14 protein-coding genes and 1 pseudogene are annotated in these 13,977 nt (G+C 67.6%); 8 read left to right on the forward strand and 7 right to left on the reverse strand.

Annotation, left to right across the window (positions count from 1 at the left end):
• Window positions 1-56 precede the first annotated feature (56 nt).
• Window positions 57-1,319, reverse strand: a complete 1,263-nt coding sequence (locus tag ACVWWN_RS14920) for an MFS transporter (RefSeq protein ID WP_457144597.1) — start codon at window positions 1,317-1,319, stop codon at window positions 57-59.
• 60 nt (window positions 1,320-1,379) lie between these two features.
• Between ACVWWN_RS14920 and ACVWWN_RS14925 the strand changes: the two genes are divergently transcribed.
• From ACVWWN_RS14925 to ACVWWN_RS14935, 3 genes are read left to right on the forward strand one after another with little or no spacing between them, the layout of a single operon-like run.
• Window positions 1,380-2,243 (forward strand): uracil-DNA glycosylase, encoded by an 864-nt coding sequence (locus tag ACVWWN_RS14925; protein ID WP_457144598.1) that lies wholly within the window; start codon window positions 1,380-1,382, stop codon window positions 2,241-2,243.
• A 36-nt stretch (window positions 2,244-2,279) separates the two neighbouring features.
• Window positions 2,280-3,329, forward strand: a complete 1,050-nt coding sequence (locus ACVWWN_RS14930; RefSeq protein WP_457144599.1) for an LLM class flavin-dependent oxidoreductase — start codon at window positions 2,280-2,282, stop codon at window positions 3,327-3,329.
• A 26-nt stretch (window positions 3,330-3,355) separates the two neighbouring features.
• Window positions 3,356-3,802 (forward strand): Clp protease N-terminal domain-containing protein, encoded by a 447-nt coding sequence (locus ACVWWN_RS14935; RefSeq protein ID WP_457144600.1) that lies wholly within the window; start codon window positions 3,356-3,358, stop codon window positions 3,800-3,802.
• Here ACVWWN_RS14935 and ACVWWN_RS14940 read toward each other — a convergent pair.
• The 3 genes from ACVWWN_RS14940 to ACVWWN_RS14950 are packed head-to-tail and all read right to left on the reverse strand — an operon-like array spanning window position 3,786 to window position 5,164.
• A complete protein-coding gene (locus ACVWWN_RS14940; protein ID WP_457144601.1) occupies window positions 3,786-4,238 on the reverse strand; it encodes a nitroreductase family deazaflavin-dependent oxidoreductase in 453 nt (150 codons plus the stop codon). The genes ACVWWN_RS14935 and ACVWWN_RS14940 overlap by 17 nt on opposite strands.
• A gap of 4 nt (window positions 4,239-4,242) precedes the next feature.
• Window positions 4,243-4,680 (reverse strand): HIT family protein, encoded by a 438-nt coding sequence (locus ACVWWN_RS14945; protein ID WP_457144602.1) that lies wholly within the window; start codon window positions 4,678-4,680, stop codon window positions 4,243-4,245.
• Window positions 4,681-4,696: 16 nt separating this feature from the next.
• Window positions 4,697-5,164, reverse strand: coding sequence for a VOC family protein (locus ACVWWN_RS14950; RefSeq protein ID WP_457144603.1), 468 nt, complete (start codon window positions 5,162-5,164; stop codon window positions 4,697-4,699).
• A gap of 26 nt (window positions 5,165-5,190) precedes the next feature.
• Here ACVWWN_RS14950 and ACVWWN_RS14955 point away from each other — a divergent pair, with 26 nt between their 5' ends.
• Together ACVWWN_RS14955 and ACVWWN_RS14960 are read left to right on the forward strand one after the other, a co-directional pair.
• On the forward strand, window positions 5,191-6,024 hold the full coding sequence (locus tag ACVWWN_RS14955) for a DUF6597 domain-containing transcriptional factor (RefSeq protein WP_457144604.1): 834 nt from the start codon (window positions 5,191-5,193) through the stop codon (window positions 6,022-6,024).
• An 8-nt stretch (window positions 6,025-6,032) separates the two neighbouring features.
• Window positions 6,033-7,423: pseudogene (locus ACVWWN_RS14960) on the forward strand (amidase).
• 549 nt (window positions 7,424-7,972) lie between these two features.
• Here ACVWWN_RS14960 and ACVWWN_RS14965 read toward each other — a convergent pair.
• A complete protein-coding gene (locus ACVWWN_RS14965; RefSeq protein ID WP_457144605.1) occupies window positions 7,973-8,473 on the reverse strand; it encodes a DNA-deoxyinosine glycosylase in 501 nt (166 codons plus the stop codon).
• Window positions 8,474-8,514: 41 nt separating this feature from the next.
• Between ACVWWN_RS14965 and ACVWWN_RS14970 the strand changes: the two genes are divergently transcribed.
• Window positions 8,515-9,675: an adenylate cyclase regulatory domain-containing protein gene (locus ACVWWN_RS14970; protein WP_457144606.1), complete on the forward strand. Its 1,161-nt coding sequence runs from the start codon at window positions 8,515-8,517 to the stop codon at window positions 9,673-9,675.
• On the opposite strand, the gene ACVWWN_RS14975 is transcribed toward ACVWWN_RS14970, so the two are convergent.
• Window positions 9,593-11,827: a heavy metal translocating P-type ATPase gene (locus ACVWWN_RS14975; protein ID WP_457144607.1), complete on the reverse strand. Its 2,235-nt coding sequence runs from the start codon at window positions 11,825-11,827 to the stop codon at window positions 9,593-9,595. The two genes, ACVWWN_RS14970 and ACVWWN_RS14975, sit on opposite strands and share 83 nt — an antisense overlap.
• A 94-nt stretch (window positions 11,828-11,921) precedes the next feature.
• On the opposite strand from ACVWWN_RS14975, the gene ACVWWN_RS14980 reads away from it, so the two are divergent.
• Both ACVWWN_RS14980 and dtd read left to right on the forward strand, forming a co-directional pair.
• A complete protein-coding gene (locus ACVWWN_RS14980; RefSeq protein ID WP_457144608.1) occupies window positions 11,922-12,548 on the forward strand; it encodes a DUF305 domain-containing protein in 627 nt (208 codons plus the stop codon).
• A gap of 88 nt (window positions 12,549-12,636) precedes the next feature.
• The gene (dtd, locus tag ACVWWN_RS14985) at window positions 12,637-13,068 is read left to right on the forward strand and encodes a D-aminoacyl-tRNA deacylase (protein WP_457144609.1); all 432 of its coding nucleotides are present in this window, start codon (window positions 12,637-12,639) and stop codon (window positions 13,066-13,068) included.
• Between the two features lie 9 nt (window positions 13,069-13,077).
• Here the strand turns inward: dtd and ACVWWN_RS14990 are convergent, their stop codons facing one another.
• The gene (locus ACVWWN_RS14990) at window positions 13,078-13,950 is read right to left on the reverse strand and encodes an AIM24 family protein (RefSeq protein WP_457144610.1); all 873 of its coding nucleotides are present in this window, start codon (window positions 13,948-13,950) and stop codon (window positions 13,078-13,080) included.
• Window positions 13,951-13,977: the final 27 nt, after the last annotated feature.

A 13,977-nucleotide genomic window follows, 5' to 3' on the forward strand; every position in this document is an offset into this window, starting at 1 on the left:
AAAAGCCTAGAAGGTACTAACTCACACACGCGTCAAATCGCGGAAAGGTGCGTGCGCTATCTGCGCGACGCCGGGTCGGTTTCGCCGACCGGGCCGGCTGGCGGACGGTCCAGGTCCCGCAGACCGGGCAGGAATACCGCGGCGACGCCGAGCACCAGCATCGGCAGTGACAACGCGAGGAACGTCGCATGCAACCCCGCGGCATCGGCCAGGGGGCCGGCCAAAACCAGCCCGAGCGGGCCCGCCGCGTAGGCCAGCGAGCCCATCACCCCGACCACGCGGCCGCGCAGATGCTGCGGGGCGCGGGTCTGCATCACGTAGTTGTAGATCGGTGCGATCGGCCCGTAGACGAACCCCACGACGGCGCACAGGACGAGGATCACGGGCAGGGCCGGCAGGAACGCGATCACGGTCATCGCCACGCCGAGCGTCAGGACCGCGGTGAGCATCACGGCCCGCCTGCTCGCGTATTTCGACATCACCGCGTAGCTCAATGCCCCCACCAGGCCGCCGACGCTCAACGCCATCAGCACCCAGCCGAGGTGGGCCGGTTCATTGCGATCCGTGAAATATTTCGGGAACAGCACCGATTCCATCGGCATATACAGCCCGGTGGCCGCGAGGTCGACGAAGGCCAGCGTGCGCAGCACCCTGTTGTGCCAGACGAAGCGCAGGCCTTCCACAATGCCCGCCCACACGCCCCGCGGGAGTGTGTCGGGATCGGGCACGCCCGCACCCTCCAGGCGGAGGATCGCGATTGCGGCGATGGACATCGCGAAGGCGGATGCGGTCACCCACATCGTGTTGACGCCGCCCAGCGTCGCGATCAGCAGGCCGCCGATGCCCGGACCGACGATGTAGGCCAGGTTGAAAACCGCCTCGTAGACGCTGTTGGCGTGATCCAGCGTCCAGCCCGCACGGGTGGCCGCCTCGGGCAGCATGGTTTCCCGAGCAGTCATCCCGGCCGGGTCGAACAAGGCGCCGAGGGCGGCCAAGCCCGCCAGCACCCCGACATTGATGATGTCCACGCCGAATATCAGGGCCAGCACGGGAACGGCGGCCACCGACAACGCCGACAGCGCATCGGAGAGCATCGACACCCGCCTGCGCCCGAGGAAGTCCACCGCGGCGCCGGCGATCAGTGTGGCGGCCAGCAGCGGCAGCGTCCCGGCCATCGCCACGATCGACGCATCGAGCGCAGAGCCGTTGCGCTGCAGCACAAGCCACGGGAAGGCCACGATGGAGATGCCGTTGCCCGCTCCGGCCAGCAGTGCCGCGAACAGGATCAACAGCAGCGGGCCGCGCTTGGAATCGGTCATGGGGTATCGCGGCCGAATCTAACAGCGGGCGGGGCCGCCGGGCGTCCGATTGCGCCGCGCATGCAGAGTGGTGGGGTGAAATCGGCCCATCCGCGTACCGGCGTGCCGTTCGATTCGCCGGTGCCCCCCGGACGTGGTTGGCCCGGTGATCCGGCCACGCCGCGCACCGCCGTCGCCACCAATGCCGCCCAGGTGGTGGCGATGGCTCAGGCCGTGCGGTCCATCGGGGAACTCGACGCCGAGGTGTCGGTATGCCGGGCCTGTCCGCGGTTGGTCGAGTGGCGTGAGGAGGTGGCCGTCGTCAAGCGCAAGTCGTATGCGGATCAGCCGTACTGGGGCCGCCCCGCCCCGGGGTGGGGGTCGGCGCGGCCGCGGGTGATGGTGGTGGGGCTGGCACCCGCGGCCCACGGCGCCAACCGCACGGGGCGGGTGTTCACCGGGGACCGCTCGGGCGATTTTCTGTTCGCCGCCCTGCATCGCGCGGGACTGGCCAACCAATCGATATCGGTGGATGCCGCTGACGGTCTGGTGCTCAACGACACTCGGGTGGCCGCGGCGGTGCGCTGCGCACCGCCCGCGAACGCGCCGACGCCTGGAGAGCGGGCGACGTGCGCGCCCTGGCTGGACGCCGAATGGCGCCTGACCGTCTCCGATGTGCGAATCGTGGTGGCGCTGGGTGGGTTTGCGTGGCGCGCCGCGTTGCAGATGATCCGGACTGGGGGAGGAACAGTGCCATCGCCCGCACCGAAGTTCGGCCACGGCGCGACGGCCGAGCTGCGCACCGGTCGGGGCGAGGTCACCCTGATCGGGTGTTTCCACCCGAGCCAGCAGAACACGTTCACCGGCAGGCTCACTCCGCAGATGCTCGACGACATCTTCATGCAGGCCGCCGCCGAAATCGATACTGACGGATGTGTGCAGTGAAGGACTATCCCGTTGTCCGGGAGTGTTGAGGTAGCCATGCAGCTTTCCGTGCTCGACCTGGTGCCCGTACGGACAGACCAGTCGACGTCCGATGCCCTGGCGGCGACCACACACCTCGCGCAGACGGCCGATCGCCTCGGCTACACGCGCTACTGGATCGCCGAGCACCACAACATGCCCGCCGTGGCGGCCACCAGCCCGCCGGTGCTGATCGCGCACCTTGCCGCGCAGACGTCGCGGCTGCGACTCGGCTCCGGCGGCGTGATGCTGCCCAACCATGCCCCCCTGGCCGTCGCCGAGCAGTTCGCTCTTCTCGAGGCCGCCCATCCCGGCCGTATCGATCTGGGGATCGGCCGCGCGCCCGGCTCCGATCCCGTCACATCGCTGGCGTTGCGCGGGGCCGCGGGCCGCGACGACCGCGACATCGAGGCGTTTCCGCAGTACCTCGACGATGTGGTGGCGTTGATGAGGGCCCACGGCGTGCGGGTCCCCTTGCCGCGCGACCTGATGCGGGAGAACTACATCCTCAAGGCCACCCCGGCCGCGGCCACCGAGCCGAAGCTGTGGCTGCTGGGATCGTCGATGTACTCGGCGCATCTGGCGGCCGCCAAGGGTCTGCCGTATGTCTTCGCTCACCACTTCTCGGGGCAGGGCACCGCCGAGGCGCTCGAGGTGTACCGGTCCGAGTTCCGGCCCAGCGAACGGGCCGACAAACCGGTGACATTTCTGACAGTCAACGCCGTGGTGGCCGAAACCCACGACGAGGCAATGGCTTTGCTGCTGCCGAATCTGCAGATGATGGGCCGGCTGCGGACCGGCCAACTTCTCGGAGCGCTCGACCTGGTCGAGGATGCCGAGCAGACCGTGATGAGCCCTCAGGCGGAGGCCGTCATCGAATCCGGCCTGCGTCGCGCCGTCGTCGGCACCCCTGCTGAGGCCGCCGAGCAGGTGCGCGCACTGGCGCAGCAGTTCGGCGTCGACGAGGTGATGATCAACCCCGTCGCCTCTGCCCGCCGTGGCGCCGATCCGGCCACCGCGTCAGCGCGCGATTCGACCCTGGAACTGCTGGCCAAGGAGCTGTTCTAAGGCCACCGATGTGCCACGCTTAGTCGATGTTCGAGCGCTTCAACGACACCGCGAAGCAGGTGATCGTGCAAAGTCAGTGGCAGGCCAAAGCGCTCAAACAGACCTCCGTTGGAACGGAGCACCTGTTGCTGGGTGTGATGCTCCAGCCGGAGCCGGTCACCACGGCGGTCTTCGAGGCTCACGGGATCGAATTCCAGGCCTTGGTCGACCGCATCAAGCAGACGTTCGGCGTCGGCGATGAAGAACCGAGTGGTCATCTTCCCTTCAGCGACCAGGCGAAAAATTCGCTCAAGTCGGCTCTGGAGGAGGCGCTGGCGCTCGGTCATGCCCGCATCGGGCCAGAGCATTTGTTCCTTGGTCTGCTGAGCGAGGGTGACGGTGGCGCCGTTCGGATCCTCGTTGATCTCAAGACCGACCCCGACGTTTTATCGCGCGAGATCAAGGCGAAACTGTGGCCTACGGCGTCAGCCTGACCACCGGAATCGGCCGCGACGTCCTTTTCTGGTAGCCGATGTAGCGATCTTTGTTGCCCCTCATGTTGTTGACGATCTTCCACAGCCGCGGGTAGTCCGGATCGTCCGGCGGCACCAGCGTGGCCGTCACGGCGAATCGCTTTGGGCCCACGTTGATCTCGACCTTCGGATCGGCCTTGAGATTGTGGTACCAGCCCGGCGCCTTGGGATCGCCGCCCTTCGACGCGACGACGAGATAGTCGTCGCCGTCCCTGGCATAGCTGAGCGTGTTGGCCCGCTTCTGGCCGGTTTTCGCGCCGGTGGTGTGCAGGATCAGGTTCGACGGACCGCCAGGGATCGTATGGCCGATCCGGCCGCCGGTGCTCTTGTAGATCCTGTCATGCATCATCAGCAGCGGGGCGCCGACGTTTTGCTCGAGCCATCGGGTGATGTCCATGACGTCAGTCTTGCGCAGCGGTGTCGAGTTGCGCCAGAGCCTCACGCAGCATTCGGCCGGATGTCTCGCGGTCCGGATCGCGTCGCAGCAGCATGCCCTTGGCGAACGACAGCTTGTCGCCGTCCTGCCGCGGCACCACGTGCAGGTGAATGTGGAACACGCTCTGGAATGCGGCCTTGCCGTCGTTGATCGCGATGTTGTTGCCGTCGGCGTGCAGCCCCGACTGACGCGCCGCCCGGGCGATCCGCTGGCCGAGGGTCACCATGCCGGCGACGGTCTCCGGTGACGTGTCGGTCAGGTCGACGGTATGGCGCTTGGGGATGACCAGGGTGTGGCCCCGGGTGAACGGACGGATGTCGAGGATGGCCAGGTAGTCGGCGTCCTCGCTGATGGTGATGGCCGGGGCCGCCCCGGCGACGATCGCGCAGAACATGCAGGACATCCCGCCACGGTAGCCGCTACGCGTTCGCTTTCGCCCAGTCGGCCATCCGGCGGTCGCGCTCTTCCGGCGAGACATCCTCGACGCGGGTCATCACCGTCCAGCGTTGGCCGAAGGGGTCCACGATCGAGGCGAAACGGTCGCCGGTGAAGAACGTCTGCGCCGGTTCACGAATGGTGGCGCCGGCCTTTTCCGCCTTCGCGACAACGGCATCGGTGTCGTCGCAGTACAGCGCGACCGAATGGGTCGCCGGCTGATCGGGGTCGGGCGCGGCAATCTGGTAGGCCTCGGCGGGGTCGCCCAGCTGGAGGCGTCCATTGCCGAAGTCCAGTTCGGCGTGCGCCACCGTGCCGTTGGGGCCGTCCATCCGGTCGACGAGCTGGGCGCCGAACACCGAGGTGTAGAAGTCGATCGCGGCGGCGGCGCCGTCGATGCACAGGAACGGGGTCAGGCTGGTGTAGCCCTCCGGGATTGGTTTGACGCTCATGTTCGCCAGTTTCGTAGCCTTACTCCATGGGCGCTTGGAAAAACGCGACAGGACCGGCGCCCACCCGCGGCGTCGTGGGCCGCGCGGGTAGTTCGGGCGTGTTCGATCTGGATCGGTGGGCACCATCGACGGCGACGGCCAGGTTCGTCGAGCACTTCTGGTCCGTGAGCTGGGATCTGCGCGAAGACGGCCCCTTCGACAGCAGTGTGATCACCTTCCCGTCGATGCACCTCACCCACGAATGGGGCGAAGACGGTCCACGACACGGTTTTTCCCTGCCGAACACGTTGGTGCACGGCGTGGTGGAGCGGGTGTTCCATACCACGATCAGCGAGCGGGGCTGTGTCGTCGGTGCACGGTTCCGGCCCGGCGGCTTCACCGCGCGCTTCGCTCGCGACGCGGCGCAGATGACGGGGCGGGTGCAGCCGGTCGACGACGAATTGTTCAGCGGGCCCGTTCATCTCGATGACGACAAGGATGCGGCCGCCGCCCGGCTCGACGACTTGATCGGGGCGTTTCCGGGTGATCCCGACCCGACGTTCGTCTCCCTGACCGCGCTCGTCGACCGGATCCGGGACGACGATCGGCTGCACAGGGTTGAGCAGGTGATGGCCCATTCGCCGTGGAGCGCACGCACCACCCAGCGGGTGTTCCGCCGTTACGTTGGTGTGCCGGTCAAATGGGTGTTGTGCCGGTATCGGCTGCAGCAGGCCGCGCTCGAGATCGAGACGGTACCCGGCGTCGACTTCGCCGATCTCGCCGTCCGGCTCGGCTGGTACGACCAGGCGCACTTCATCAACGACTTTCGCACCATGCTCGGCACTACGCCGGGTGATTACGCCGCCACCCATGGAAGTTAGGAACGCACGTGGATCCGACTGATCTGGCCTTCGCGGGTGCCGCACAGCAGGCCCGCCTGCTTGCCGACGGCACGACAACTGCGCCGGTGCTGCTCGACGTCTATCTGGACCGCATCGCCCGGCTGGATCCTGCGCTGCGCTGCTATCGGGTCGTCCTCGCAGCTCGGGCGAGGGATGAGGCGGTCGCCGCGCAGGCCCGGCTGGATGCGGGGGAGCGACTGCCCTTGCTCGGCGTGCCGATTGCGGTCAAGGACGACGTCGACGTCGCCGGCGAGGTGACCACCTGTGGCAGCGCGGCACACGGACCGGCGTGTACGGAGGATGCCGAGGTCATCCGCCGGCTCCGGGCGGCCGGTGCGGTGATCGTGGGCAAGACGACCGTGCCGGAGATGATGATCTGGTCCTTCACGGAGACGCTTGCCTACGGTGCCACGCGCAATCCGTGGAACACCGACTACGCGCCCGGCGGCAGCAGCGGCGGCAGCGGGGCCGCAGTGGCAGCCGGTCTCGCCTCGATGGCACTGGGTTCCGACGGCATGGGCTCGATTCGTATCCCATCGGCGTGGTGCGGGCTCTTCGGGCTCAAGCCCCAGCGGGACCGGGTGCCGCTGGCGCCGCACGACGATGCGTGGAACGGCCTGAGCGTCAACGGCCCGCTGGCGCGCACCGTCGAGGATGCGGCGCTCTTCCTCGACGTGACGACGACGCAGCCGGCGCCCGACGGCGGATTCGTCGGCGCGGCGGGCCGTGAGCCGGGTCGGCTGCGGATCGCGTTGAGCACAAGGTGCCACCGCCGCTCACCGCCCGCGTCGGCAAGGCACAGCGGGCGGCCCTCGACGAGGCCGGCGCACTGCTGCGCGAACTCGGTCACGACGTGCACGTGCGCGACCCGGATTATCCGCCGTCGGCCGCCTACGGCCAGGCGCTCCCGCGCTTCTTCCGCGGCGTGTACGACGACGTGCGGTCGCTGCCGCACCCGGAGCGGCTGGAGGCGCGCACGCGCGGCTTCGCCCGGATCGGCGGCTTGATCTCGGCGAAGCGGATGAACGCGATCCGCGCCACGGAAAGCCAAGTCGCCGAACGCGTTCAATCGATCTTCGACGACGTCGACGTGGTGATCACGCCCACGACGGCGAGCGGACCCTCGCGGGTTGGCGCATATCAACGGCGGGGCGCCATCTCGACGCTGATGCTCGTCGCACCGCGCGTACCGTTCCAGGGGGTGTTCAACGTGACGGGTCAGCCGGCGGCCGCGGTGCCGTGGGGGCTCGACGGCGACGGCATTCCGACGTCGATCCAGCTGGTGGGCAGGCCGTGGGACGAGGCGACGTTGCTGGCGCTGGCCGGCCAGATCGAGAAGGCGCGTCCCTGGGCCCACCGCCGCCCCCCACTTTCCTGACCCCTTTCCCGCGAGAGTGCGTGTCTGCGGCCGACACGCCGCGAAAATTTCGTAGTTCACGCACGCTGACGGAGTCGCTGGCGGTAGTGGTCGCGATAGGTGTGTTCAGTTCCCAGGTGCGGCCGACGAGTTTCGATTCGTCCCTCCGGCGGGGCTGATGACCGCCGATCGACAGCAGCTGCCGCGCCACGACGGGGGCGTCGAGATTCTTGATGTACACCAAGCTCGGCCATGATTCTCGCGGAGCCGTGCCGGGTCGAAGGCGGAAGCCATCTCCAACGACCGAACGACATCGGGGAACAGGACGGTCACCTGCTTGTGCTCGGCGAGCGTGCGCCATCCGACCGGCGATCCGCACTCATCGCAGAATCTGGCGTTCTCGCACAGCTCCGTGCCGCAAAGCGGCGCAGGCTCTCACGGCACCCGCACCCCCGCTCGCGGCGCGGTACCGCACTCCCGGCATGTCACTGCTGTCGTCATCCGACGGACCCCCGGGTGTTCGCCACTGCTGCTGCACTGAGGATAGGGGTGCCAACCATGCCGGGATCGTTATTGACGTGCAGTTATGGCTTCTCGCCAGGCGTCCAGCTTGTCCGCATATCGCACAGTGTTGGCCGGGCTGGTCGACGGCAGGCGCTGGAAACGGAGCGGGTGGTCGATGCGTACCAGCCGGGAGAAGTTCGCCTCGGCGGCCGATCCGTTGAAGAAGACCCGTGTGATATGCCGATGTTCGCCGAACAGCTGCTCGAAATCATTGGCGACCATGCTGCCCGGCTCGACCGCGGAATCCAGGCTTCCGACGCGTCGGCATGCGCGCAACACGTCCCAGACGGCCACGCCGTGCTCGAGCAGGCCGGCTGTTCTGACGTCGTAGGCGGCGCTCGGGTCGAACCCGAGGATCTCACCGATGATCCGCCAGAACGCATTGCGCGGATTGCTGTAGTACTGCTGCGCGGCCAGCGACATCACGCTCGGCATATTGCCGAGGATCAGCGTGTGGGGGCGGTTGCCGATTATCTGCGGCAGTCCGCGCAGCAAGGGTGACGTCACGGCTCTGAATATCGCATTCGGCCGCGGTATACGTTGAGCCGGTGCCGAAAGAGACAGACTTCGACGTCGAGGCGTCCGGACTGCTCGACGGCCTCGAAGGGAAGGCCCGAACCGAACGCGCCGAACTGATCCCGTGGCTGCTCGACCGCGGCATCACCGTCGAACACATCCGCGGTGCGTTCGCTCCGATGCTGTTGGCCCCGCGCCGGATCCTGGGCGATGACGGCGTCTACGTCTCGGCGCGGGAGACCAGCGAGACGACCGGGATCGATCTGGAACTGCTGCAGCGGTTGCAACGCGCGATGGGCTTGCCGAGGGTCGACGACCCCGACGCCGCGGTGCATCTGCGTGCCGACGCCGAAGCCGCGGCGTTCGCGCAGAAGTTCATCGATCTCGGCATCACGCCGGACGACATCGTGCAGATCACCCACATGCTGGGCGAGGGTTTGTCCCGAGCGGCCGAGGTCATGAGGTACACCGGGCTGGCCACGGTGCTGACTCCCGGCGCCACCGAACTGGAGATCGCACAGGCGTCCGAGGCACTGCTGACAGAGGTCGCTCCGATACTCGGGCCGATGATCCACGAGTTGCTGTTGTTTCAGCTACGGCATCTGATGGAGCATGAGGCCGTCAGCGCCAGCGAGCGTGCCGAGGGCCAGCGCATACCCGGGGCGCGGCTGGTGACGATCGCGTTCGCCGACCTGGTCGGCTTCACTCGGTTGGGCGAGGTGGTGCCGCCCGAAGAACTCGAGGGCCTGGCCCACCGGCTCGCCGATCTGGCTCGTGAGGTAGCCGTGCAGCCCGTGCGGTTCATCAAGACGATCGGCGACGAGGTGATGCTGGTCAGCCCGGATCCCATCGCGCTGCTGGACGCGGTGCTGGACCTGGTCGACGCCACCGACGACGACGAGGACTATCCGACACTGCGGGTCGGTGTGGCCACCGGAATGGCGGTGAGCCGGGGCGGTGATTGGTTCGGGAGTCCGGTCAACCTGGCCAGCCGGGTCACCGGAGCGGCTCGTCCCGGCTCGATATTGGTGGCCGAATCGGCCCGTGAGGCGATCGGGGATGACAGACGGTTCACCTGGTCGTTTGCGGGCAGGCGCCACCTCAAGGGCATCAAGTCTGAGGTGAAGGTCTTCCGCGCGCGCCGCGCCGCGGCCGCCGAACAAGCGGACTCTTCGGCTCGCGAGACGGATTGAACCGGCGCAACCGCAGGCTGTTGCTCACGACGAATACCGAGCTGAAAGCCATTGCAGCGCCGGCGATCATCGGATTCAGAAGGCCGAGCGCGGCCAACGGGAGCGCCGCGACGTTGTAGGCGAACGCCCAGAAGAGGTTGCCCTTGATGATGGACAACGTCTTGCGCGAGAGGCGGATTGCGCCGGCAACCGCGCGCAGATCATTGCGCATCAAGGTCAGATCGCTGGCTTCGATCGCCACATCGGTGCCACTGCCCATCGCGAGACCGAGGTCCGCCTGCGCGAGTGCGGCCGCGTCATTGACACCGTCGCCGACCATTGCGATCACCTTGCCGTCGGCCTGCAGCCGTTTGATGGTCGCGACCTTGTCCTGTGGAAGCACCTCGGCGATCACGTCGTCGATGCCGACCTGGGCGGCGATCGTCCGCGCAGCAGCGTCGTTGTCGCCGGTCAGCATGATCGGCGTGAGCCCCAGGGCGCGCAGCCCGGAAACCGCTTCCGCCGACGTGGGCTTCACCGTATCGGCCACCACCAGCAGCCCGCGCACCTTGCCGTCCCAGCCGGCCGCGACGACCGTCATCCCTTCGGACTCTGCGTGTTTCACGCCTGCCGAGAGTTCGTCGGACCACCGCATCGACCGCTCCGCGAGGAAGCGTGGCCGGCCGACGATCACGTCGCGACCCTCGAGGCGCCCATGCACGCCGAGTCCCTGTGCGTTGCTGAACTCCGCGACCGCCGGAAGGTCGCCGAGCTTGTCCCGGGCGGCGGTTGCGATGGCCTTGGCGATCGGATGCTCCGAAGAGTCCTCGAGCGCTCCGGCCAGCCGCAGCACCTCGTCGGGCTGCTCGCCGTCCACGGCGATCACATCGATCAACGTCATCGCACCGGAGGTGATGGTGCCGGTCTTGTCCAGGACGATCGTGTCGATATGCCGGGTGGACTCGAGCACCTCCGGACCCCTGATCAGAATGCCGAGCTGGGCACCGCGGCCGGTTCCGACCAACAGTGCGGTCGGTGTGGCCAGTCCCAATGCGCACGGGCACGCCACGATCAGCACTGCGACCGCTGCTGAGACCGCCGCGCCGGCCGATCCGCCGACCAGCAGCCAGGCCGCGAGCGTGAGAAACGACAGGCCGACGACGATCGGGACGAACACCGCCGACGCCCGATCCGCGAGCCGCTGCACCGCGGCCTTGCCGTTCTGCGCCTGGCTGACCAGCCGACCCATCTGGGCGAGCTGGGTGTCGGCCCCCACCCTGGTCGCCTGCACCTGAATCCGGCCGCCGACATTGACGGTCGCTCCGACCACGGCGTCACCGGGACCGACTTCGGTTGGCACCGACTCGCCGGTCACCATCGACGCATCGACGGCCGACGTCCCGACCGTGACCACGCCATCGGTGGCGATCTTCTCACCGGGGCGCACCACGAACACATCACCGACCGTGAGTTCGCCCACGGGAACCCGCGTTTCGACCAAGTTCCGTACCACCGCGACGTCCTTGGCCCCCAGGTCGAGCAGCGCGCGCAGCGCCGCGCCCGACCGTCGCTTGGCCCGCGCCTCGAAGAATCGGCCGGCCAGGATGAATGTCGTGACCACCGCGGCCACCTCGAAGTACAGATGTGGCTCGGGTGCCTCGGGCCGTGTGGACAGCAAGGCCCACAACGACCAGGCGTAGGCCGCAGACACGCCCAGCGAGATCAAGGTGTCCATCGTGGTGGCGCGATGCCGCAGGTTCTTCCACGCCGCAACGTGGAACGGCCAGGCACCCCAGACCACCACCGGTGTCGCGAGCGCGAGCACCACGTCCTGCCAGTTGTCGAACCGCAGCGCGGGCACCATCGAAAGCGCCAACACAGGCACGGTGAGAGCCGCGGACAACGCGAGGCGCACCCGCAGGGATGCGGAGTCGTCGGCCACCTGCGGCGCAGCGTCCCCGGCTACTGTGGCGAACGTCGCGCTATATCCGGTCGCCTCCACGGCGCTCACCAGGTCCTCCGGCCTCACGTCATGCGGAAAGTCGACTTCGGCTTGCTCAGTGGCAAAGTTGACGCTCGCGGAAACCCCGTCGATCCGGTTCAGCGTGTTCTCGATCCGGGCTGCGCACGAGGCACAGCTCATGCCGCCGAGCGCCAGGGTGACCGAGGTCATGCCAAAACCGACCACATCATCATGTTTGTCATCCTATACCCATAGGGGGTATAGGTAAAAGGGGAATGTTCGTCATGAGAAGGGATGACCGAAAGTGACGTGGAAACGAACGGCTCTGGCAGGTGCGGGTGCTCTGGTGGTGGTCGTGGTCTCGGCGGGATGTAGCAGCGGCGAGTCGAATACCAGTGAGCACTCTTCGGGTCATTCGGCGTCGGCATCGGCAAGCGCCACCGGCTCCTCGGCGCCCGGCGCCGAAGCGCACAACGACGCGGACGTGGCTTTCACGCAGCAGATGATCCCGCACCACCGGCAAGCGGTGGAGATGAGCGATATGTTGCTGGCGAAGCAGGGCATCGATCCGCGCGTCACCGCTCTCGCCAATCAGATCAAGGCCGAGCAGGGCCCGGAGATCCGGCAGATGCAGGGATGGCTCGACCAGTGGAAGGTGCCGCCCATGCCCGCGATGTCGGGCCACGACATGCACGATATGACCGGCATGATGTCCGAACAGGACATGGCGGCCTTGACCGCGGCGCAGGGTGCTGAGGCGTCGAAGCTTTTTCTGACGCAGATGATTTCGCATCACCAGGGGGCAATAACCATGGCGCAGAAGGAGATCGACATCGGTCAGTATCCGTCGGCCACGCAACTGGCACGGTCGATCGTCGAGACGCAGCAGCGGGAGATCGACGCCATGAACGGCATGCTCGGCTCGCTGTAGCCCACGACCTGCAGCAGCCCGGACAGTACCGCCCGCCGGGGGTATCCGTCGTGGGTGTCGAGTGCCGCGTCTGGCAGCATCTGCGACCATGCGCATTCTCGTGCAGCGGGTGACGTCGGCCAGTGTCACGGTCAACGGCGAGGTGGTCGGCGCCGTGCAACCGGACGGCCAAGGACTGCTCGCCTTGGTCGGTGTGACGCACACCGACGATGCCGCCAAAGCCAAGCGGTTGGCCGAAAAGCTCTGGCAGCTACGCATTCTCGACGACGAAAAGTCGGCGTCGGACGTGGGCGCGCCGATTCTGGCGGTCAGCCAGTTCACGCTTTACGCCAACACCGTCAAGGGCCGGCGGCCGACCTGGAACGCGGCCGCGCCAGGGGCGGTCGCCGAGCCACTGGTGGCGGCTTTCGCCGATGCGCTGCGGGAGTTGGGCGCGCACGTCGAGACCGGTGTGTTCGGCGCCGACATGCAGGTCGCACTGGTCAACGACGGCCCGGTCACGGTGCTGCTCGAGCTGTGAGTCGTGCGGTCAGTGTGCCTGCACGGCGACGGGAGCGCCCTCCGACGGCTGGACGATGACGAATCCCTGACCGTAGAACGACACCTGGACCGCCTCGCCGGATCCGCGGCCGATCAGCGCACCCGCCCGGAAGCTCGCCTTCAGCTGCGTCTGCAGGTTCGCCGACCAGGCCACCACCGCATTGGTGTCCGCGAAGGTCGGTGCCTCTGCGGCATTCAGCACGACCGGCGGGCCGTCGGTGGTCAGCGCCACCCATCCGGATCCGCGCAACGTCGTGTTGAACAGCCCGCCCGTCGCGATGCTGCCGCCCTTCACCCGCTCGATGTTCCAGTCCAGGCTGGACGAGAAGGCGAGCACGTTCTTGCCGCTGATGGACAGGCCGGTGTTGTTCAGGTTCAGCAGGTGCACGTCGTAGGCGCGCTCGGCGAGGAACACATCACCCTGGCCCTGGCACCGCATCAACGGCAGCCCCTCACCGGTCAGCGCCTTCTTGATGAACTTCGAGGCGCCGCCGCCCTCGAAGGTGAAGTCGACGTTGCCCTGGTAGGCGACCATCGCGCCCTGCCGGGCCATGAACGGCTCACCGAGGCGCACCCGAAGCAGCTTCGAGTTCTGGTTGGCGATCGCCTTGGCTTCCTTCTCGCTGAAGCGCCCGTCGACGAGATCCCCGGTGATACCGGCGAAACCGTCACCGCCGGCAGCCGGGACGGCGGCGGCCTGCGGCGGACCACCCTGCGGCGGACCACCCTGCGGCTGCGGGGGGGCACCCAGCGGTGCGCGGCCGACCTGGCCGCGGTGGGAGACCTGATCGGTCCAGCGCTCTCCATCCCACCAGCGGTATTCGTAGCGGCCTTCGGGATCCGGTTGCCAGTTACCTGTCACCGTTCTCACAGTAGGCGAGTCACGGCG

This window comes from Mycobacterium sp. URHB0021 (genome assembly GCF_054057895.1).